General features: G+C 55.2%; 18 protein-coding genes and 1 tRNA gene. 2 read left to right on the top strand and 17 right to left on the bottom strand.

Translation table 11 applies throughout. From position 1 onward, the window contains the following. The first annotated feature begins 103 nt into the window (after positions 1-103). Complete coding sequence (locus IEV29_RS15065; RefSeq protein WP_188382147.1) at positions 104-241, top strand: hypothetical protein; 138 nt, start codon at positions 104-106, stop codon at positions 239-241. Positions 242-328: 87 nt separating this feature from the next. Here the strand turns inward: IEV29_RS15065 and IEV29_RS15060 are convergent. From IEV29_RS15060 to IEV29_RS14985, 16 genes are all read right to left on the bottom strand, one after another. Next, a tRNA-Ile gene (locus IEV29_RS15060) sits at positions 329-407 on the bottom strand. A 16-nt stretch (positions 408-423) separates the two neighbouring features. Then, positions 424-2,916 (bottom strand): RNA polymerase sigma factor RpoD, encoded by a 2,493-nt coding sequence (rpoD, locus tag IEV29_RS15055; RefSeq protein ID WP_188382146.1) that lies wholly within the window; start codon positions 2,914-2,916, stop codon positions 424-426. A 211-nt stretch (positions 2,917-3,127) separates the two neighbouring features. Next, positions 3,128-4,936 (bottom strand): DNA primase, encoded by a 1,809-nt coding sequence (dnaG, locus tag IEV29_RS15050; protein WP_188382145.1) that lies wholly within the window; start codon positions 4,934-4,936, stop codon positions 3,128-3,130. Positions 4,937-4,966: 30 nt separating this feature from the next. Next, on the bottom strand, positions 4,967-5,416 hold the full coding sequence (locus IEV29_RS15045) for a GatB/YqeY domain-containing protein (RefSeq protein WP_188382144.1): 450 nt from the start codon (positions 5,414-5,416) through the stop codon (positions 4,967-4,969). A gap of 130 nt (positions 5,417-5,546) precedes the next feature. Then, complete coding sequence (gene rpsU / locus IEV29_RS15040; RefSeq protein WP_188382143.1) at positions 5,547-5,759, bottom strand: 30S ribosomal protein S21; 213 nt, start codon at positions 5,757-5,759, stop codon at positions 5,547-5,549. Between the two features lie 134 nt (positions 5,760-5,893). After that, a complete protein-coding gene (locus tag IEV29_RS15035; RefSeq protein WP_188382142.1) occupies positions 5,894-6,289 on the bottom strand; it encodes a VOC family protein in 396 nt (131 codons plus the stop codon). A 63-nt stretch (positions 6,290-6,352) separates the two neighbouring features. Then, positions 6,353-7,549, bottom strand: coding sequence for a BaiN/RdsA family NAD(P)/FAD-dependent oxidoreductase (locus IEV29_RS15030; RefSeq protein WP_188382141.1), 1,197 nt, complete (start codon positions 7,547-7,549; stop codon positions 6,353-6,355). 68 nt (positions 7,550-7,617) lie between these two features. Next, a complete protein-coding gene (cobA, locus tag IEV29_RS15025; protein WP_188382140.1) occupies positions 7,618-8,400 on the bottom strand; it encodes a uroporphyrinogen-III C-methyltransferase in 783 nt (260 codons plus the stop codon). Next, complete coding sequence (gene ybiB, locus IEV29_RS15020) at positions 8,384-9,382, bottom strand: DNA-binding protein YbiB (protein ID WP_188382139.1); 999 nt, start codon at positions 9,380-9,382, stop codon at positions 8,384-8,386. Before ybiB ends, cobA begins: the two co-directional genes overlap by 17 nt. A 40-nt stretch (positions 9,383-9,422) precedes the next feature. Continuing rightward, positions 9,423-12,197, bottom strand: a complete 2,775-nt coding sequence (locus IEV29_RS15015; protein ID WP_229726432.1) for a nitrate reductase — start codon at positions 12,195-12,197, stop codon at positions 9,423-9,425. A 42-nt stretch (positions 12,198-12,239) separates the two neighbouring features. After that, positions 12,240-12,620, bottom strand: coding sequence for a nitrite reductase small subunit NirD (nirD, locus tag IEV29_RS15010; RefSeq protein WP_188382138.1), 381 nt, complete (start codon positions 12,618-12,620; stop codon positions 12,240-12,242). Between the two features lie 24 nt (positions 12,621-12,644). Continuing rightward, a complete protein-coding gene (nirB, locus tag IEV29_RS15005; protein ID WP_188382137.1) occupies positions 12,645-15,083 on the bottom strand; it encodes a nitrite reductase large subunit NirB in 2,439 nt (812 codons plus the stop codon). 202 nt (positions 15,084-15,285) lie between these two features. Beyond that, on the bottom strand, positions 15,286-16,098 hold the full coding sequence (locus tag IEV29_RS15000; protein ID WP_188382136.1) for an ABC transporter ATP-binding protein: 813 nt from the start codon (positions 16,096-16,098) through the stop codon (positions 15,286-15,288). 26 nt (positions 16,099-16,124) lie between these two features. Continuing rightward, positions 16,125-17,045 carry a nitrate ABC transporter permease gene (ntrB, locus tag IEV29_RS14995; RefSeq protein WP_188382135.1) on the bottom strand — a complete coding sequence of 307 codons (921 nt, stop codon included), beginning with the start codon at positions 17,043-17,045 and terminating at the stop codon, positions 16,125-16,127. A 12-nt stretch (positions 17,046-17,057) separates the two neighbouring features. Continuing rightward, positions 17,058-18,281 (bottom strand): CmpA/NrtA family ABC transporter substrate-binding protein, encoded by a 1,224-nt coding sequence (locus IEV29_RS14990; RefSeq protein ID WP_229726431.1) that lies wholly within the window; start codon positions 18,279-18,281, stop codon positions 17,058-17,060. A 345-nt stretch (positions 18,282-18,626) separates the two neighbouring features. After that, complete coding sequence (locus tag IEV29_RS14985) at positions 18,627-19,250, bottom strand: ANTAR domain-containing response regulator (RefSeq protein WP_188382165.1); 624 nt, start codon at positions 19,248-19,250, stop codon at positions 18,627-18,629. Positions 19,251-19,374: 124 nt separating this feature from the next. Here IEV29_RS14985 and tsaD point away from each other — a divergent pair, with 124 nt between their 5' ends. Then, the gene (gene tsaD / locus IEV29_RS14980) at positions 19,375-20,406 is read left to right on the top strand and encodes a tRNA (adenosine(37)-N6)-threonylcarbamoyltransferase complex transferase subunit TsaD (RefSeq protein WP_188382133.1); all 1,032 of its coding nucleotides are present in this window, start codon (positions 19,375-19,377) and stop codon (positions 20,404-20,406) included. A gap of 42 nt (positions 20,407-20,448) precedes the next feature. Here tsaD and plsY read toward each other — a convergent pair whose 3' ends face one another. Beyond that, positions 20,449-21,054, bottom strand: a complete 606-nt coding sequence (plsY, locus tag IEV29_RS14975) for a glycerol-3-phosphate 1-O-acyltransferase PlsY (protein WP_188382132.1) — start codon at positions 21,052-21,054, stop codon at positions 20,449-20,451. Between the last annotated feature and the right edge of the window lie 58 nt (positions 21,055-21,112).

Here is a 21,112-nt window from a genome sequence, read left to right as displayed (position 1 = left end):
CCTGTTCGGCACGTCTGCCTGATTCGGTTTTAAAACACCGCATTTAGGCTTACCATTACACTTATCTCAATACTTGCAAGCAGCCGCCTGAAGGCAAGCAACCATGCTACTTCCCGACCTCTATTCCGATATCAGCTGGATGAAGTTTCTGAATCTGGACGTTGCCATCGTCATGGCCGTATTGGCATCACTGGTGATTCTTTTCGTTTATCTGCAGTGTTCGGACGACGACAAGAAATGAATCAGCTTGTCGAAAACTCACACCACGATCAGTCTGGACGACGCAAAACAAAAAGGGATTACGAATTATCGTAATCCCTTTAATTTTTGGTAGGCCTCCCCAGAGTCGAACTGGGCACCAACGGATTATGAGTCCGCTGCTCTAACCAAGCATGAGCTAGAGGCCCTTAAACCTGTCTACGCTCAGTTACCTTCGAGGAAGCTCTTCAGTTTGTCCGAACGCGAAGGATGACGCAGTTTGCGCAGTGCCTTGGCTTCGATCTGACGAATACGCTCACGCGTCACGTCGAACTGCTTACCCACTTCTTCCAGCGTGTGGTCGGTCGACATTTCGATACCGAAACGCATACGCAACACCTTTGCTTCGCGTGGTGTCAGGGAATCGAGCACGTCCTTGACCACACCGCGCATCGAAGCATGCAATGCTGCATCGGATGGCGCCAGCGTGTTGTTGTCTTCGATGAAATCGCCCAGATGCGAATCGTCGTCGTCGCCGATCGGTGTTTCCATCGAAATCGGTTCTTTCGCGATCTTCATGATCTTGCGGATTTTATCTTCCGGCATTTCCATCTTGATCGCCAGCGTTGCTGGATCCGGCTCGGCACCGGTTTCCTGCAGGATCTGACGCGAGATGCGATTCATCTTGTTGATCGTCTCGATCATGTGCACCGGAATACGAATCGTGCGTGCCTGATCCGCGATCGAACGCGTAATTGCCTGACGAATCCACCACGTTGCATAGGTCGAGAATTTGAAACCGCGACGGTATTCAAACTTGTCGACTGCCTTCATCAGGCCAATGTTGCCTTCCTGGATCAGATCGAGGAATTGCAGACCACGGTTGGTGTATTTTTTGGCGATCGAAATCACGAGACGCAAGTTAGCCTCGGTCATTTCACGCTTGGCCTTGCGTGCCTTCATTTCACCGGCAGCCATCTTCTTGTTGATGGCGCGCAGATCAGGCAGCGGCAAGACAACACGCGCTTGCAGGTCGATCAGCTTTTGCTGAAGTTCCTTGATGGCCGGCACATTACGATTCAGCACGACACTGTATGCGTGGTTGCCCTCGACTTCACCATCAACCCAGGCCAGATTGGTTTCATTGCCCGGGAAGACTTTGATGAAATGATTGCGTGGCATACCACTGCGATTCACGGCGACGTCCAGAATCTGCTTTTCAATCTGGCGCACTTCGTCCACCTGACCGCGCAGCGTGTCGCACAGCTTCTCGACTACCTTCGCGGTAAAGCGGATGGTCAGCAATTCGTTGGAGATGGTTTCCTGCGCCTTGACGTAAGGCTTGGAGTTGTAACCTTCCTTCTCGAAGGCCTTGCGCATCTTGTCGAACTGTTGCGCAATGTTGGCAAATTTTTCCAGCGAATCACGCTTGAGCTGCTCCAGTTGCTCATTGGAGAAACCCGCCGCACCACCGCCCGAATTGGACTCTTCTTCTTCGTCCTCTTCCTCTTCCTCGTCCTCTTCTTCGTCGTCATCGGACGAAGAAGAAGCTGCAGGGGCAGCCGCAACAGGCGCTTCTTCTACCGCATTTGGGTCGACCAGGCCATCAACGATCTCGTCGATCTTGATCTCGTCGTTGGAGATGCGCTCTGCTGCTGCCATGATTTCTGCAATCGTGGTCGGGCAAGCGGAGATCGCCTGAATCATGTCGCGCAAGCCGTCCTCGATGCGTTTAGCGATATCGATTTCACCTTCACGCGTCAGCAGTTCTACCGAACCCATTTCACGCATGTACATGCGGACTGGATCGGTAGTACGGCCAAAGTCGGAATCGACCGTGGACAATGCAGCTTCGGCTGCCGCTTCCGCCTCATCATCGCTGGTTGCCGATGCCACACTGTCGGACAGCAGCAGCGTCTCGGCATCCGGTGCCTGTTCGTAGACAGCGATACCCATATCATTGAAGGTACCGATGATGCCTTCGATCGCCTCCGGATCGATGATGTTTTCAGGCAAGTGATCGTTGATCTCTGCATAGGTCAGGAAGCCGCGCTCCTTGCCCAGCTTGATCAGCGTCTTCAATTTCTGACGACGTGCTTCAAGCTCTTCTTCGCTCGCCTCGGTGTCGGACGAGAAGGCATCCTTGAGCAAGGCTTTTTCTTTTGCCTTGCGATCCTTGGCCTTTGCTTTGTCGACTGCCTTCATCTCAGCGCGTTCGACCGCGTTCAGTGCGGCGATTTCATCGCTCTCGGGCTGGAATTCTTTCGGCTTGCGACCACGACGACCAGGCACCTTGACCGTCGGCAGAATGTAGCCAGACGTATCGATGGCGGCCAGTGCTGCTGCGTCAGTGGTCTGGCTGACAGCTGGCGGGCTCATGTTGGCGCGTGTTTCTACCTTGCTTTCCACTTTGGAAGGCTTAGCGGACTTGACTTCAGATTTCTTGTTTGTCACAGGTACTTTCTTGGCTGCTGGCTTTGCAGCAACGCTGGCGGCAGTCTTGGTTGCGACAGTTTTGGCTGCGGGCGCAGCGCTCTTGCTCGCAACCTTGCCTGCCGGCGTGGCTGATTTTGTACTGGATGCAGCAGTCGCAGCCTTGCCTGTCGGCTTGGCGACCACTGCCTTCTTCTCAACTGGTTTGCTGGACTTTGCTGCGACCGCTTTGGTTTTCGCAGCCGCTGCCGGTGTTTTCGCGGGTTTCTTTATTGCATTTGCCATTGGATCACTGCCAAGGTTGTGCCCGTGAGACGAAACTGCACCGTTCAGCGAGCAGGTTTGCGCTGGTACTTCAGCCGATGGCCGCGCAAGTTCGTTGATTTTCTTTTCAATTCCCGCCTTTTCACAGATGTTGCCATTCTGCTAGGCGTTGAATCGAAAGCCTTTCATTATAACATATGGGGGCAACTTTCCCCTTTACACAAGAGGGGAATCAGCCTCTGCCGACGATTTCCGCCTGCGCCTGACGCTTTAGCTGGTCTTGCAACATCATCAATTCCCGATAGCGGTTTTTCGACACTTCATCGCTTAGTCCGCCCGATGCGACCTGCTCCATTTCCGCCTTGATGGATTGCAACCGAACTTGCCGTATTGCACCGCGCAATTCAAGACGCACGACATCGGCTTCCGACTCGGTGTCTGCCGCGATTTCTGCAATTATCGCGTCGTAATCACTGCTTACCTCACGCAGGGCTTCAGCGAGCACGGCGAAACGCGCGGCCTCACCCATTTCGCGACACATGGTAACAAGTTGCGCCAGCATGTCGGCATGATCGGGTGCCAGCTGCATCACGGCATCCAGCGAAGCAGGATCAAATTCATCAACCAGAAGCGGATGCGCCACCAGCAAACGCATGATCTGACGCTCCAGTCCCATCGGCGCTGCACGCTTTGCACGCGGCGGCGCAACACGTGTGCGCGCTACCGGTTGCGCCAGTTCAAACAACGCTTCAATCTCGGCTGGCGTGCTGTCTGTAATCTGCGCCAGGCCGCGCACAATCTGCAATCGCAGCGCCGATGCCGGCAAAGCCTGCAACAACGGTTTGGCATCGAACTGCGCCCGTGCACGCCCTTCAGGCGTATTCAAATCATTGTCGCCGACCGCTTCCTTGAGCAAGAACTGTGACAGCGGCATCGCATCCTGCACCTGCTTCTCAAAAGCATTCGCGCCTTGTTCACGGATGAAACTATCCGGATCATGCTCACTCGGCAAAAACAGAAACTTGATCGTCTTGTTATCACCTGCAAACGGCAGACTGGCTTCCAGTGCACGACGTGCCGCGCGACGGCCAGCGCCGTCGCCATCAAAACTGAAAATCACATGATCCGTCTGACGCAGCAGTTTTTGCACATGGATCGGTGTACATGCGGTTCCCAGCGTTGCCACTGCCTGCGGGAAGCCCAGCTGTGCGAGCGCCACCACATCCATGTAGCCTTCCGTCACCAGCACATAACCCGCATCACGGATCGCCTGACGTGCCTCGAACAGGCCATACAGTTCGCTTCCCTTTTGAAATAGCGGCGTCTCCGGCGAATTCAAGTATTTGGGCTCGCCCTTGTCGAGGACACGCCCACCAAATCCGATGACTTGCCCCTTGGTATTGCGAATCGGGAACATGATGCGATCACGGAAACGGTCATATCGTTTGCGTCCGCCCCGTGCACCTTCGTCCTCGTCCGAACGATCAATTACCAAACCCGATTCGACCAGGGCCTCGACGTCATAATCAGGAAAAACCGTGCGCAGCCCGTCCCAGCTATCCGGCGCAAAACCCATGCCGTAACGGGCAGCAACTTCACCGGTCAACCCGCGACCTTTCAGATAGTTTTTGGCGCGCTCATCCTGTCGTAACTGCTTGCGGTAGTAATCGCATGCCAGCGTCATTGCCTCGGACAACGCCAGCGTCTTAGCCTGCTGTTCTGCGCGCTGTGCCGGCGGCAAACGATCATCATTGTCGGGCACGGTCATACCAACACCTTGCGCGAGATCCTTGACCGCGTCGACAAACCCAACGCCTGAATACTCGATCAGAAAACTGATTGCCGTCCCGTGCGCACCACAACCGAAGCAGTGATAAAACTGCTTGGTCGGACTGACCGTAAAACTGGGGGATTTTTCGTTATGGAACGGGCACAACCCCATGTAGTTGGCGCCGCCCTTCTTCAACTGCACGTACTTGCCCACCACATCGACGATATCGACGCGGTTGAGCAGATCCTGGATAAACGACTGTGGAATCACGTCGCAACAGAAGAGATCGGCAAGCGCCGATCAAGCCTTGGTCAAAGCGGCTTTTACCAATCCGGAAACAGCGGTCATATCAGCCCGACCAGCCAGCTTGGCCTTCAAAATGCCCATTACCTTGCCCATGTCCTGCGGGCCAGCAGCACCGGTTGCTGCCACAGCAGCAGCCACTTCCGCCTGCACTTCCGCATCCGACAAGGCTGCCGGCATGTAGGCACTCAACACGGCCAGTTCGGCCTGTTCGATTTCAACCAGATCCTGACGACCACCGGCCTCGAATTGCGAGATGGAATCCTTGCGCTGCTTGATCATTTTTTCAATGATGGCTTGCACTTGCGCATCATCGAGTTCAACGCGCTCATCAACTTCCTTCTGCTTGATCGCTGCCGTGATCAGGCGAATTGCACTCAGCTTGCCAGAGTCCTTCGCGCGCATTGCGGCTTTCATGTCTTCGGTGATCTGTTCCTTGAGACCCATCTTCACACTCCGCTCATTTTATTTTTTGATCATTAAAATGCCAAAACCCGCTGCGGACCAACACCGGAGCGGGTTTGCTACCAATTTCCCTGACTGGCGCACCTGAAAGCGCGCACCGCCAGTACGGAAATCAGTACAGTTTTTTAGGCAACTGCTGGCTGCGGATACGCTTGTAGTGGCGTTTCACGGCAGCGGCCAGCTTGCGTTTGCGCTCGGCAGTTGGCTTTTCGTAGAATTCGCGCGCACGCAAATCGGTCAACAGACCGGTTTTTTCAATGGTGCGCTTGAAGCGACGCATAGCAACTTCGAACGGCTCGTTTTCTTTAACGCGAATAGTGGTCATGTGAACTAACTAAAGCAATGTTGGTAGAGAGTCGAAAAGTATAGCACTCTCAATCAACAAATGGAAGCCTCTTTATTTACCAAACGTTTCAGATACGTCACAACATTTCAAAATGACAACAGTGCTCTGCGCGCTCAGGCATCCCAGAATGTCGCTTCAATCTTGTTCCCATCCAAATCCCGCACGAAACAACCATAGTACGGCTCGCCATAATGCGGACGCGGGCCTGGCGCACCGTCACTCATGCCACCCGACGCCAGTGCAGCCTGGTGAAACGCATCGACCTCTGCTTTGCTATGGGCAATAAAGCCCAGATGAAAGCCGTTGCCCACCGATGCAACCTTGCCGTCATGCGGCACCTGCAACCAGAATTCGGGAAACTGCCGTCCATACGCAACTGCGCCCGGATGTTCCATGACGACCCTGATCGACAAGGTTGCCAGTACGACGTCATAAAACGCACGTGCGCGCTCAAACTGATTGGTGCCAATCGAAACATGCGAAATGATGCTGGGAGATAAATCACTCATATCAAGTCCTCGTAAATAGATTGAAGCAGGAATGAATAATGACCATGCGAAAGACGCTCTACGTTACACCGCTTGCCCTGCGGCCACACCGGACGCCCAGGCCCATTGGAAATTGTAGCCGCCCAGCCATCCTGTGACATCGATAGCCTCTCCGACAAAATGCAGGCCCGGCACCTTGTTGACCATCATGGTCTGCTGCGACAGCTCGCGCGTATCGACACCGCCGAGTGTGACTTCCGCCTTGCGGTAGCCTTCCGTTCCATCCGGCACGATCGCCCACTGGTTGAGTGAGGTGCCCAGTCGTCTCAATTCCTTGTCCGGCATATCGGCAATGCGTGCGTCTGCGACAAAGCCATTGATACGCAACCATTCGTCTGCAAGGCGTGACGGCAACCACTGCGCCAGCAAATTGCCGAGATTTTTCTTCAGCGTCGATTTGCCATCGATCAGCGTTTGCGCGATATCCATGTCCGGCACCAGATTGATCGTCAGTGGCGTCCCGGGTTGCCAGTAACTCGATATCTGCAGAATGGCCGGACCGGACAGGCCACGGTGCGTAAACAGCAAATCTTCCTTGAACCAGCCGCGGGTCTTCTTGGCACCCGTTTCCACCTCAACCGGCAAGGCAACACCGGCCAGCGCAACAAAAGGCTGCCATGCCTTGGCGTCGAATGTCAGTGGCACCAGCGCGGGCCGTGGCTCAACGATCTTTAACTCAAACTGCCTTGCCACGCGGTAAGCAAAATCCGTGGCGCCAATTTTGGGGATGGACAAACCGCCGGTGGCTACTACCACGCTACTCGCTTGTACCGTTCCCATATCCGTCTCCATCAGGAACTGATCACCCTGTTTGGCAAGCGATTGCACACCGCAAGGCATGCGCCATTCCACATTGCCAATCCCGCACTCTGCCTTGAGCATGGCGATGATGTCTTCCGCCGAGTTGTCACAAAACAGCTGGCCTTTGTGTTTCTCGTGATAGGCAATCCGATAACGCTTCATCAATGCCAGAAAATCCTGCGGCGTGAAACGCGACAAGGCACTTTTACAGAAGTGAGGATTTTGCGAAAGGAAGTTTTGCGGCGTCGTGTCTACATTGGTGAAGTTACAGCGACCACCGCCGGAGATACGGATTTTTTCTGCCAGTCGGGATGCATGATCAATCAACATGACCTTGCGGCCGCGCTGACCCGCCACCGCCGCACACATCATGCCGGCCGCGCCCGCGCCGATCACGACCACATCAACCTGTTTTGTCATGGCTTGCCAGAAAAATAATCAAGCCGTGATTGTACTGGTGCCCGACCAGTATGGGCAGCTCAATGTCGTCAGGCGCTGTGCCGTGCCTGCAGAGAAGATTGTTCCTGGCATGCATGTGCATCGAACTGATCGGCACAACGCACGACATCACCAATGACAATAATGGCAGGACTACCAATACCAGATGCTGCGAGATCGTGTGACAGATCCGCAAGACTCGTGATCAGTTGCGCCTGCTGCGCACCGGTTGCAGACTGGATCACGGCAACCGGTGTAGCACCATCCTTGCCGCCTGCAAGCAACGCCGATTGAATCTCTGCGCAACGTGCCACGCCCATGTAAATCACCAGCGTCAGATTGAGCTTGGCGAGCGCACTCCAATCCGGATTGGCTTCCGGTGTCTTGCCGTGCCCGGTGATGAAAACCGCACCCTGTGTCCAGTCACGATGCGTCAATGGAATCCCAATGGAAGCCGGCGCCGCCAGCCCGCTGCTGATGCCATTGACTACTTCCACGGTAATGCCGGCTGCCTGCAAGTGTTCACGCTCCTCACCGCCGCGACCAAAGATAAACGGATCGCCACCCTTCAGACGCACCACGCATTGATCAGCCTGTGCCTCGGACAACATCAGTCGTTCGATAAATTCCTGCGGCGTCTGTTTGCAGCCACCGCGTTTGCCAACCGGCACGACACGCGCATTCGGGCGCGCATGTTCGAGCACGGCAGGATTGACCAGATCATCGATCAAAATCACATCGCCAGCGGCAATCGCCTTGACTGCTTTCAAAGTCAACAACTCCGGATCACCCGGCCCCGCACCAACGAGAAAAACCTTACCTTGCTGCTTCATGATGTTCACCCGCACCTTTGCGTTTCAGTTCTTTCGCTACATGCAAACAATGTTCCACCTGCTCAAGGATAGAAACAGGAACAGGTTCTTCGCCGCGCAACGCAGCAGCAATCCATTGCGCAGTCGTTGCAGCATCGCGATCGGCAGGCAACGGCGGCATGTCATCTACCGGCTCCTGCTTCTGGACCAGAACGGTGCATTCGCCATCGTGTATCCAGGTAATCTGCTGCGCGCGCTTGGCGTTCGCCACTGTCTCACCTTCCGTGCCACGCATCAGAAAGACCTCGCCACGTTCCGGCGGCGCCGCCTTCGAGAAATAATCAGTCAGCATGGTCAGATATTCCGGATGCGTGTACGACGTCAAGCGCAAGGCCGGTTGCGCAAATGGCTGCATGATCTTGACCAGCGTATGTGTCGAGTTACGCAAACCCAGAATGCGACGCATGGCGAGCAGGCGATGCAGGCGTGGTGCCAGTGATTCGATCGGCATCAGTACTGGTGCCTGTCGCGCAAACTGTGCGTAAGCCTCATCCGCGGTATGCGATATCGGATAACCCAGTTCCTTGAGAATTTCAGCAGACGTCACACGCCCTGGATCGCTGGTTACACCATGAATGAAAACCGGCGCACCGGCACGAGCCAGCAGAATCGCCATCAACGGCAACAGATTTGGCAGTTGGCGCGCGCCGTTATAACTGGGCACGACAATCGGCGCATAGTCGCCCGCAGGCGCGATCAAGGGTGGAAAAGACGCCTCGGCTGCATCGATAAAGCCGGCGATCTCATCAACCGATTCGCCCTTAATGCGCATGGCAAGCATGATGCCGCCCATTTCCAGATCGGAAACACGGCCATCCAGCATGGCGCTGTAGAGCAGTTGTGCATCATCACGCGACAGACTACGCGCACCTTTGACGCCACGGCCGATTTCCTTGATGAAACGGGCGGTAGCGAGTGGTTCTTTGGTATTGGATTCAGACATGAGGCAAAGTATACCGAAGGCGTATCAGCGAAACATAAGTTCAGGCCGCTCTGGCGGTATCCTGATGCGCCAGAATGATTTTTTTCAGTTCGGGCACGCACGAACCGCAGTTGGTACCGCAGCGGAGCCTGTCTTGCAATTGCGTGAGGACGGCATTTTCATTTGCCGCACAGGCATCCAGAGCCTCACTGATTTCCGTTTCTGCAACATTGAAGCAATTGCACACAATGCGCCCGCGTGGCTTGAACGCTTGCGGCGGCTGCGCTGATGGCATCAAAAGCAAACGCCCCAAGGCAGCAACGGGCTGCTCAGCTTCCAGATAATCTTTCAACCAGCGCTCCGCTGCAGCATCACCGGCAAGCGCAACCGCTTTCAGCTTGCCGTCTTCAATCAGGATATGGCGCGCATTACCGCGCCGATGATCGTCGTATCGCAGCACTTGCTCACCATCGATACCGAATCGGCTTTCGATTTCCGCCATCAACTCCGCACTGGCAGCATAATCGTCCGCAGCCCGAAACAAAACGCCTACCTTGTCGCGGCCAAACAGCGTACAGGAAGCATAGGCAAACTCGCGCATGAACGGGCGCAAGGCAGACTGCAGCTGCAAGGCATGCGATGCATCCACCCAGCCAAAGACGACAAAGCGCCACGGCAGTTCCGCCTTCAGAACCTTGATCGCGGCATGCTTGAGTTCCGGCTGCTTCGAGCTGGGATCGAAAGCGGGTGACATCAATGCATTCACGCCATGTGTTCCCTCGCCCTCGTGACCACGCCCTGAAACGTACTCCTCCCCCCAATGCATGCCGATGAAGGTCTGGCCGGCACGCATGTCGTCACCAATCAGCAGGGGCAGAATCTGCGAGCCATGCTTGCTCGTTACATGTACCAGATCACCCTGCTTCAACATGCGGCGATCGGCATCGATTTGCGACATCACCAGACCGGGTTCGGACGCATGCGAAAACAACTGTGCCACCGTACCCGTACGACTCATGCCATGCCATTGGTCGCGCAAGCGTCCCGTGGTCAGATGAAAGGGGAAACGTGCATCGACCCGATCAGCGACCGGCTTGAACACCGTATTGACGAAACGCGCCTTGCCGCTCGCCGTCGGGAAGATGCCATCTTCATACAAGCGGGCCTTGCCAACGGACGCGCCTTGCGGAAACGGCCATTGCTGCGGCCCCTGCTTTTCGAGAATTGCGTACGACAAGCCCGTGATATCCAGATCGCGGTCTCGCGTGGATTCGCGATGTTCGTTCCAGATCGACTCCGTGCCTGTGTAAGAAAACAGGGTCTTCGTTTTTCCCATCAACACTTCAAGGCGACGTGCAAAGTCGATGGCAATTTCCCAATCGTGACGTGCTTCTGCCGGTTTTGCGACGGCAGGAAGAACACGCGTGATGCGACGCTCGGAGTTGGTTACCGTGCCCTCTTTCTCACTCCAGGTAGTTGCCGGTAGCAACACATCGGCATAGTCACAGGTCGCCGTTGTGCGATAGGCCTCCTGCACGATGACCAGCTCCGCTTTGCTCAAGGCTTCGCGGATCAGTGTCTGTTCCGGCATGGATTGCGCAGGATTGGTACAGACGATCCAGAGCAGCTTGATCTCGCCGGCACGCACGGCTTCGAACATTTCGACTGCACTCTTGCCCGGTTTGGCCGGTATCTCGTCAACACCCCACAATGCAGCGATCTCGGCACGATGCGTTGGATTATCCAGATCGCGATGTGCGGACAACATGGTCGCGAGGCCACCAACTTCGCGTCCGCCCATTGCATTGGGCTGGCCCGTCAATGAGAACGGACCTGCACCGGGTTTGCCAATCTGATGCGTAGCCAGATGCAGATTGATGAGCGCTGCATTTTTTGCTGTGCCAGACGACGACTGATTCAAGCCCTGACAGTACATCGACAATGATGCAGGCGATGAACCAAACCAGCGCGCCGCCTGCACCAGATCGCTCTCATTAATGCTGCAGGTTTGCGCCACGAACTTGGGCGTGTAATCACGCACCGTTGCCTTTAGTTCGGCATACCCTTCCGTATGCGCATCGATAAAGGCAGGATCGATCAAGTCTTCCCACAGGCAGATGTGCAACATGCCATTGAACAAGGCGACGTCAGTGCCTGGCAAGATAGGGAGAAACAGATCCGCCTCGCGTGCCGTATCCGTGCGACGCGGATCGGCGACGATGATTTTCAGATCAGGATTGTTCTTGCGTGCATCTTCAATACGACGATAAATGATCGGGTGGGCATACGCTGTATTGGAACCGACGATGAAAATGACTTGTGCCTGATCGATATCTTCATAACAGGCGGGTGGCGCATCCGCACCCAAGGTCTGCTTGTAGCCGGATACTGCGCTCGACATGCACAGACGTGAATTGGTATCCACATTGTTGGTACCGATCAGCCCCTTCGCCAGCTTGTTGAAGACATAGTAGTCCTCGGTCAGCAACTGGCCGGACAGATAAAACGCCACGCTATCCGGGCCATGCTGGCGTATCGTCGCAGCAAATTTATGCGTGAGATAGTCGAGCGTGGTGTCCCAGCTTTGCCGCTCGCGGGCATCGCCGCGTGCCAGTCGCATCTCGGGATGCAGTGCGCGTGCCTGCGATTGCAAGGTCGGGCTGGCCGTCAGATGCAGCGTACTGCCCTTGGTGCACAGCCTGCCGAAATTGGCAGGATGATCAGGATCACCGCGCACACCGACAACCTGCTCCCCATCGGTCTGGATCAGCACGCCACAACCCACGCCGCAATAGCAGCAGGTCGAGCGTGTTTCGTTGGGCAACAACCCGTTCACAGTAATCTCCGGCAAAACGCGGCTTCTCTGAATTGGAAAATCTTATGCAGCAGCAGCCTCGCCTGCACACGCCGTATTCGTCAGCGGTGCCGCAGGCATCGCCAGTTCATTCAGGTCGAGATGCACCAGACCGTGTTCCACCTTGACACGGAAGGATTGCGTGCAACCTTCGTCCGGTGCCACTGCGCAGCCACTTTGCAGCTCGATGCTCCAGTTGTGCAGGGGGCAGGCGACACGCTCACCGAACACGATACCTTGCGACAACGGACCGCCTTTGTGGGGACAACGGTCGAGCAAGGCAAACACCTTGTCTTCGGTATTGCGGAATACGGCGACATTCGGCTGATCCTTGCGCTGTATCACGCGCGAACCCAGCACAGGGATATCGTCGACACTGCAGATGACTTTCCATTCTTGCGACATGATGTGATTCCTTTGCTTCGATGATCAGATAGTCAATGCTGCAAACTGGCGAGTGTCGACGTGCGCCTTTTCAGACTCGTGCCAAGGATCAACCTGACCTTCGAGCGAGAACAACAGGCGTTCGTAGAGTGCCTTGCGGTTGGCTTCATCTTCAATGACTTTCTTCTTCGCATGCTCAAGGCCGACACGCGCAAGGTAATGCACGGTACGTTCGAGATACCAGCCTTCTTCGCGATACAGTTGCAGGAAGGCGCCGGTGTACTCCAGCACTTCTTCATGTGTTTTGACCTTGACGAAGAAATGCGCCACCTCGGTTTTGATCCCGCCGTTGCCACCGACATACAACTCCCAACCGGAATCAACGCCAATCACGCCCACGTCCTTGATACCGGATTCGGCACAGTTACGCGGGCAACCCGACACAGCCAGTTTGGTCTTATGCGGCGTGTACATCAGCGCAAGCTGACGTTCAAGCTCCTGCCCCATGCGCGTCGAATCCTGCGTGCCGAAACGACACCATTCAGAACCGACGCAGGTTTTCACCGTACGCAATCCCTTGGCATACCCAAGACCTGCCGGCATGCCGAGGTCGTGCCAGACCTCACGCAGGTCTTCTTTCTTCACACCCAGCAAATCGATGCGCTGACCGCCGGTCACCTTGACGGTCGGAATCTTGAACTTGTCGACCACATCCGCGATACGACGCAACTCCGATGCATTGGTCTCACCACCCCACATACGTGGAATGACCGAGAACGTACCGTCCTTCTGGATGTTGGCGTGCGCACGTTCATTGATGAAACGCGATTGCGGATCATCGATCGCTTCATGCGGCCAGGTCGAAATCAGGTAGTAGTTGATGGCAGGACGACAGCTTGAGCAACCGTTTGGCGTCTTCCAGTTCATCTTGGCTTGCGCATCGGCGACGGTCAGGATGTGCTGCTCGCGAATCGCGTCACGCATTTCCTGATGCGTGCAATCCGTGCAACTGCACATTGGTTTGGCCTTGGTCGATACCGAGTAATCGCCACCAGCGGTAGCCATGATGATCTGCTCGACCAGCCCCGTGCACGAACCGCATGATGCCGATGCCTTGGTGTGCTTGCGCACGTCCTCGATCGTGAACAATCCTTTTTCCTTGATCGCGGTGACGATGGTGCCCTTGCACACACCGTTGCAGCCGCAGACTTCGGCACTGTCCGGCATGGCGGCGGCCTTGTTGAAGCCTTCGTGACCGGTATCGCCCGGACGCATCATGTTCGCTTCACCAAACATGAGCGCATCGCGAATCTCGCTGATATCCTTGCCTTCGCGCAGCATGTTGAAGTACCAGCTGCCATCGACCGTATCGCCGTACAGGCAGGCCCCGACCAGCTTGTCGTCTTTCAACACCAGCTTCTTGTACACGCCACCGATCGGATCGGACAGCATGATTTCTTCCGTGCCTTCACCACCGAGGAAATCGCCTGCAGAGAACAGATCAATGCCCGTGACTTTGAGCTTGGTTGACGTCACCGAGCCCTGATAACGACCGATGCCATAGTTGGCCAGATGATTGGCGCAGACCTTTGCCATCTCGAACAATGGCGCAACCAGACCATACGCAACGCCGCGATGGTTGGCGCATTCGCCCACGGCATACACGCGCGGATCGTAGGTTTGCATCGTGTCGTTGACGACGATGCCGCGGTTGCAATAAATGCCGGTTTCTTCCGCCAGTTTGGTGTTCGGGCGAATACCCACAGCCATCACAACCAGTTGCGCAGGAATCTCGCTGCCGTCGCTGAATTTCAATGCCTTGACGCGACCATTGTCATCACCGATCAGCTCTTGCGAATTTTTACCGAGCAGGAACGACAAGCCGCGATCTTCCAGCGACTTCTGCAGCATCTTGCCCGCGGTCTTGTCGAGCTGACGTTCCATCAACGTCTCAGGCAGATGCACAACCGTCACTTCCATGCCGCGTAATTTCAAGCCATTTGCAGCCTCCAATCCGAGCAGACCGCCACCGATCACCACGGCATGCTTGTATTTGGTGGCCGCCTCGATCATGGCATTGGTGTCGTAGATATCGCGATAACCGATCACACCCTCGAGTTCCTTACCCGGAATCGGCAGGATGAACGGATTGGAACCGGTCGCCAACAACAAACGATCGTATTCCGCTACTGTGCCGTCATCGGCAATCACCTGACGACGAACACGATCAACCTTGACGATCTTTTTACCCAGATGCAGCGTGATATCATTTTCGCGATACCAGTCTTCATCGTTCAGCATGATGTCCTTGATCGTCTGCTCGCCGGCCAGCACAGGCGACAGCAGAATGCGGTTGTAATTGGCATAAGGCTCGGCACCAAAAACGGTGATGTCATACAGATCGGGCGCAATCTTGCGCAATTCTTCGAGCGTACGCACACCCGCCATCCCGTTGCCCACCATGACCAGTTTCATCTTTTTCATCGCTGCATCCCACATTGATGTTATTTGCCGATTTAAATAAGCAATTCAAATGCCAGTTTTAAATCGCAACTTTTTAAATACTTGCGTTGGAAATGCACCATTTAAAACGGCACACAACCTTTACCGCACTATCTACGGGCAATATCCGCTTTCTGACTCATCCACTGCAAACGCCGTGATCAGAAAGGCGGACATCACTTCCCTATGCCGCTTCCTTCGCAGGATGCGACTGGCGGTGATAGAGAAATTCCAGTACGGCCGAACGGTATTGCATGTATTGCGGATCTTGCGCCAGCGAGACACGTTCGCGCGGACGCGCGAGCTTGACCTCGCAAATTTCACCAATCGTTGCTGATGGGCCGTTCGTCAGCATGACGATGCGATCCGACAGCAGCACGGCTTCATCGACATCGTGTGTCACCATGATCACCGTGGAATTGGTCGCCGCAACGATCTTCAGCAATTCGTCCTGCAGATGCGCGCGGGTCAGCGCATCAAGCGCACCGAACGGTTCATCCATCAGCAGCACTTTCGGTTCCATCGACAATGCACGGGCAATACCGACACGCTGCTTCATGCCACCCGAGATTTCGTTGGGACGCTTTTGCTCAGCATGAGAAAGACCCACCATCGCCAGTGCATCTTTCGTACGTTTCTGCAGTTGCGCTTTGCTTTCGCTCGCGCCGAACACACGTTCGACCGCCAGATACACGTTCTCAAAGCAGGTCAGCCACGGCAGCAACGAGTGATTCTGGAACACGACAGCGCGCTCAGGCGACGGGCCGGCGATTTCGCGATTACCGCACAACAGGGTGCCGCCGGTTGCGGTCGTCAGACCCGCAATCAGATTCAACAAGGTCGATTTGCCGCAACCGGAGTGACCGATCAGCGTGATGAATTCGCCCTTGGCCACGGTCAGATTGATATCGCGCAGCGCGTTGAACACACCTTTCTTGGTGTGAAACGACATTTCACCGCCGTGAATATCAATATATTTGCTGTTGAAGTTTTCCATGATGATTCCTTTGCGTTTCTGTCCGTTCAGCTCTTGACGTCTTCGTAAGTAAAGGCCCTGGCAAGACCGACGAGGATCTGCTCGAGAATCAGACCCACCACGCCGATGACAACGATGGCAATGATGATGTGCGGCACATTCAGGTTGTTCCACTCGTCCCACACCCAGAAGCCGATACCCACGCCACCCGTCAGCATTTCTGCTGCGACGATCACCAGCCAGGCAGTACCGATCGCCAGACGTACGCCGGTCAGCATGTACGGCAATACCGACGGGAACAGAATCTTGGTGATGATTTTCCATTCCGACAGATTCAGTACGCGCGCCACGTTCATGTAGTCCTGCGGCACGCGCTGCACACCGACGGCGGTGTTGATGATCATTGGCCAGATCGAACAGATGAAAATCGCCCAGATTGCGGCAGGATCAGCCGCCTTGAATACCAAAAGACCAATCGGTAGCCAGGCCAGTGGCGATACCGGTTTCAGCAAGCTGATGATCGGATTGAACATGCCCGAGATGAAGCTGAACCGGCCAATCATGAAACCAAGTGGAATACCGACCAGCGCCGCCATGCCAAAACCAAGCCCGACACGTTTGAGCGATGCCAGCAGATTCCAGCCGATGCCCTGATCGTTCGGACCATTGTTGTAGAACGGATCGGCAAACAGTTCCACCGCCGCTTTCCATGTCATGAATGGCGATGGAATGCCACTGTTTTTGGCCGAGATGATTTCCCACACCACGACCAGAAAAAACAAGCCGAACAACGGTGGCAACACTTTCAGGCAGAATGGTTTAAGCACGGGTGGCCGCGCCGATTTCACGGGTGCCTGTGGTTTAACCGCAGCAGCCGCAACACCGTTTTGCGAGGTGCTGTCGGCAATTGCGGCGGTGACTGCAGGTGAATGAGCGGTGTTGGTTTCTGCGACTGCTGCGATATTCATGTGAACAACTCCTTAAGCCTTGATCTTGAACGACTCTGCGTATGCCTTCGGATTCTTGCCATCCCAGACCACGCCATCGATGAGCTTGGACGTGCGCATTTCGCTCTTCGGCAGCGGTACCTTGGCAGCCGTTGCCGCTTCCTTGTAAAGCGCAATGCGGTTGATCGATTTCGCGGTACCCAGATAATCCGGCTCGCCTTTTGCCAGGCCCCAACGCTTGTGCTGCGTCATGAACCACATGCCATCCGACAGATACGGGAAGTTGACTGCACCATCGTTGTAGAACTTCATGTGATCCGGATCATCCCAGGTCTTGCCCAGACCATTTTGATAGCGGCCGAGAATGCGTTCGTTGATGACATCAACCGAAGTATTCACATACGACTTGGCAGCAATCACCTCGGCCATCTTGGCCTTGTTCGACAGACCGGAATCGATCCAGCGGCCGGCTTCCAGAATGGCAGCCGTTACTGCGCGGGCGGTATTGGGATTCTTGGCAACCCAGTCAGACGTGGTGCCGAGCACTTTTTCGGGATGGTCTTTCCAGATATCTTGCGTGGTTGCTGCAGTGATACCGATACCGTCAACGATGGCACGGTGATTCCATGGCTCGCCAACGCAGAAACCATCCATATTGCCGACGCGCATATTGGCAACCATTTGTGGTGGCGGCACGGTGATGACCTTGGCATCCTTCATCGGATTGATGCCGTAGGTTGCGAGCCAGTAGTACAACCACATTGCGTGCGTGCCGGTCGGGAAGGTTTGCGCAAACGTGTACTCGCGCTTTTCCATCTGCATCAGCTTGGCCAGCGCCGGACCGTTGATGGCACCCGCATCCGCCAGCTTCTTCGACAAGGTGATGGCCTGACCGTTGTTGTTCAGGCTCATCAGGACGGCCATATCCTTCTTGGCACCACCGATACCTTCATGCACGCCATACACCAGACCATAGAGCACGTGCGCTGCGTCGAGCTCGCCATTGACCAGCTTGTCGCGCACACCTGCCCATGACGACTCCTTGGTCGGCACAATCTTGACGCCGTATTTCTTGTCAAAACCCATCACGGACGCCATGACGACGGAAGCGCAGTCAGTCAGCGGAATGAAGCCGATCTTGACTTCCTCCTTCTCTGGCTTGTCCGAACCCGCAGCCCATACACCTTGCGTTGCCAAGCCGCCAAAAGCACCGGCAGCGACCGCCGTTCCTGCCTTGATAATCGTGCGCCGTGTCATGTTGGTCTTCCTGTCATGCGTTGTCATGTTGTCCTCGAAGAGCTGTTTGGAATAAAAAAAGACGCCCGGACTGCAAAAGCAAACCTGCCTTTGCAGCACGGACGTCTTTGTCCTGACTGTACCGACCGCCATTGGTCGGCACATTCTGTTTTGTGGCACCGTCGTTGGCACCGACAACAAACTAGCAATTCATATGCCAGTTTAAGAACACCATGCGGACTATCGTCTTTTACCAGTGAGAATGCAAAAAGATGGCTTCATGATCAGTACTGTCTACCTCCTGCTGATCGCGCTGTTTTTGTGCGCCGCCTTGATTTAGTGCATCCGAAATGCACCATTTAATGATCAAGCGAGCAAGTCAGCGGCATCGATCAGGCGTTGCGCCAGTTCGGAAATTTTGAGATTTTTATCCATCGCCATCCGGCGTAACTTGCTGTACGCCTCGTCTTCCGAGATCTGATGACGGCTCATCAACAAACCCTTGGCGCGTTCGATGGTCTTGCGCTCTGCCAGCTTGGTTTTGGTGTCCGACAATTCATTACGCAATTTTTGATCGGCATTGAATCGCGCCATCGCCACATCCAGCACGGGCTTGACGCGTTCCGCATGCAGACCGGCAACAATATAGGCAGACACGCCGGCAGCCATCGCTGCTTCCATACTGGAAGGTGCCTGATCCTCCGTAAACAACACAATGGGACGACGTGCGTCCCGTGTTGCCATGACGACATGTTCAAGCACATCGCGCGCATCGGACTCCGCATCGATGATGATCATGTCCGGCTGCAATTGCATGACGCGATCCGGCAGGTGCAGATCGGCCGGCAGCACGGCCACGATGTTGTAGCCCGCTTCCAGCAGGCCGATACGCAAAGCGCGTGCACGCTCGTCCTGCTGAAGAGCAAGCTCGTCCAGATCGGCGTCAGGTGACAATAATGTGTTGATCACGACGATGCGCAAGGAGCGCATATCGATCTTGTCTTTTGATGTCATGCAAATCGAAAATGGACAGTCGGCAAGTGCCTGACCGGGAGAATACGCTACAATCCACGCAAGAATCGCACCAATATCGCATCACTACTTTCCCGCCTTCATGCTTGTTCTCGGAATCGAATCCTCCTGCGACGAAACAGGCCTTGCTCTGTACGACACACAACAAGGTTTGCGCGCGCACGCACTCTACTCGCAAGTCAAAATGCATGAAGAGTACGGCGGCGTCGTGCCTGAGCTTGCATCGCGCGATCATATCCGCCGTGCGATTCCCTTGCTGGAACAGGTCTTTGCGGAAAGCGGCGCAAGGCGTGAAGACATCGATGCCATCGCCTATACACAGGGACCCGGTTTGGCAGGTGCCTTATTAGTAGGCTCATCGATTGCATGCGGACTTGGCCTCGCGCTCGACAAACCCGTGCTCGGCGTACATCATCTGGAAGGTCACTTGCTGTCACCGCTGTTGGCCAGCGATCCGCCTGCGTTTCCGTTTATAGCCTTGCTGGTTTCCGGTGGACACACGCAGCTGATGCGTGTGGATGGTGTTGGCCGTTACACCATGCTCGGCGAAACGCTGGACGATGCGGCAGGCGAAGCCTTCGACAAATCCGCCAAGCTGCTTGGTCTGGGTTATCCGGGCGGCCCGGCAATATCACGACTCGCAGAATTTGGCGACCCGGATGCGTACAAGCTGCCGCGCCCGATGCTGCACTCCAAGAATCTGGATTTCAGTTTTTCCGGATTGAAAACTGCCGTCCTGACCGTGGTGAAGAATCATGGCGACGCCAATCTCTGCGAACAGGACAAGGCCAACATCGCACGCGGCTTTGTCGATGCCATCGTCGATGTACTGACCGCCAAGTGCATGAACGCGCTGAAAGAAACCGGCTTGAAACGTCTGGTTATCGCCGGCGGCGTCGGCGCCAATCGCCAGCTGCGCGAATCACTGAATGCCGCAGCCGCAAAGCGACGCTACAAGGTCTATTACCCTGAACTTGAATTCTGCACCGACAACGGCGCGATGATTGCCTTTGCTGGCGCGATGCGTTTGCAGATTGATCCGACAGCAGCCAAGAAAGATTACGCCTTTAACGTGCGCCCACGCTGGCCGCTCGACAGTCTGGCCGCACCATAAACAAAGCCCGCATAAGCGGGCTTTGTCGCAAAGCGGTCAAGACTACTTCTTCTTGCTGCCGATTCTGGTTTCCTTGCCAGCCAGCAGATTGGCGATGTTCTTTTGATGGCGGAACAGCAGCAGTATGCTCATGATTGCGATCGACAACGCAATTGCATCGATCTCAAACATCAGCACATAGAAGAACGGCGCAAATACCGCCGCGACCAGAGCAGACAGTGACGAGTAACGGAAGGCGTACGCCACGATCAACCAGGTTGCCAGCGTTGCCAAACCCAGACGCCAGTCAATCGCCAGCAAAATACCAAGCGCGGTTGCCACGCCTTTACCACCAATAAAACGGAAGAAAACTGGATACAAATGGCCAAGAAATACGGCAATCGCCACCAATGCGATGCCGGTCTCGTTGAGCCCCAGATCCGGGCCAAAAACCTTCGCCAGAAATACCGCCACAAAACCTTTGGCACCGTCCCCCAGCAAAGTCAGGATTGCCGCCTTCTTGTTGCCGGTGCGCAGCACATTGGTCGCACCCGGGTTTTTCGAGCCATAGCTACGAGGATCGTCGAGACGAAACAATTTGCTGACAACAACCGCAAACGAAATCGAACCGATCAGGTAGGCACCAAGGACAAACAACGCTGTATTCATTTCCATCTCTTCTGATTGCGCGGTCTGTCCATACTGGGTCGAACAGACCGCCTTGTTT

Origin of the sequence: Oxalicibacterium faecigallinarum (genome assembly GCF_014635705.1) — a bacterium.
GTDB classification, from domain to species: Bacteria; Pseudomonadota; Gammaproteobacteria; order Burkholderiales; family Burkholderiaceae_D; genus Oxalicibacterium; species Oxalicibacterium faecigallinarum.
The sequence above is the reverse complement of the archived record's forward strand: the minus strand, read 5'-3'. Positions and strand labels throughout refer to the sequence as shown.

What these genes read in the sequence shown, in the direction of transcription:
- nirD (WP_188382138.1), bottom strand. Translation starts at nt 12,620, where the DNA reads ATGTCGCAAGAATGGAAAGTCATCTGCAGTGTCGACGATATCCCTGTG.
- IEV29_RS14985 (WP_188382165.1), bottom strand. Translation starts at nt 19,250, where the DNA reads ATGCGCTCCTTGCGCATCGTCGTGATCAACACATTATTGTCACCTGAC.
- IEV29_RS15035 (WP_188382142.1), bottom strand. Translation starts at nt 6,289, where the DNA reads ATGAGTGATTTATCTCCCAGCATCATTTCGCATGTTTCGATTGGCACC.
- cobA (WP_188382140.1), bottom strand. Translation starts at nt 8,400, where the DNA reads ATGAAGCAGCAAGGTAAGGTTTTTCTCGTTGGTGCGGGGCCGGGTGAT.
- IEV29_RS15045 (WP_188382144.1), bottom strand. Translation starts at nt 5,416, where the DNA reads ATGGGTCTCAAGGAACAGATCACCGAAGACATGAAAGCCGCAATGCGC.
- IEV29_RS15065 (WP_188382147.1), top strand. Translation starts at nt 104, where the DNA reads ATGCTACTTCCCGACCTCTATTCCGATATCAGCTGGATGAAGTTTCTG.
- plsY (WP_188382132.1), bottom strand. Translation starts at nt 21,054, where the DNA reads ATGAATACAGCGTTGTTTGTCCTTGGTGCCTACCTGATCGGTTCGATT.
- IEV29_RS14990 (WP_229726431.1), bottom strand. Translation starts at nt 18,281, where the DNA reads ATGACACGGCGCACGATTATCAAGGCAGGAACGGCGGTCGCTGCCGGT.
- ntrB (WP_188382135.1), bottom strand. Translation starts at nt 17,045, where the DNA reads ATGAATATCGCAGCAGTCGCAGAAACCAACACCGCTCATTCACCTGCA.
- ybiB (WP_188382139.1), bottom strand. Translation starts at nt 9,382, where the DNA reads ATGTCTGAATCCAATACCAAAGAACCACTCGCTACCGCCCGTTTCATC.
- rpsU (WP_188382143.1), bottom strand. Translation starts at nt 5,759, where the DNA reads ATGACCACTATTCGCGTTAAAGAAAACGAGCCGTTCGAAGTTGCTATG.
- rpoD (WP_188382146.1), bottom strand. Translation starts at nt 2,916, where the DNA reads ATGGCAAATGCAATAAAGAAACCCGCGAAAACACCGGCAGCGGCTGCG.
- IEV29_RS15000 (WP_188382136.1), bottom strand. Translation starts at nt 16,098, where the DNA reads ATGGAAAACTTCAACAGCAAATATATTGATATTCACGGCGGTGAAATG.
- tsaD (WP_188382133.1), top strand. Translation starts at nt 19,375, where the DNA reads ATGCTTGTTCTCGGAATCGAATCCTCCTGCGACGAAACAGGCCTTGCT.
- nirB (WP_188382137.1), bottom strand. Translation starts at nt 15,083, where the DNA reads ATGAAAAAGATGAAACTGGTCATGGTGGGCAACGGGATGGCGGGTGTG.
- IEV29_RS15030 (WP_188382141.1), bottom strand. Translation starts at nt 7,549, where the DNA reads ATGACAAAACAGGTTGATGTGGTCGTGATCGGCGCGGGCGCGGCCGGC.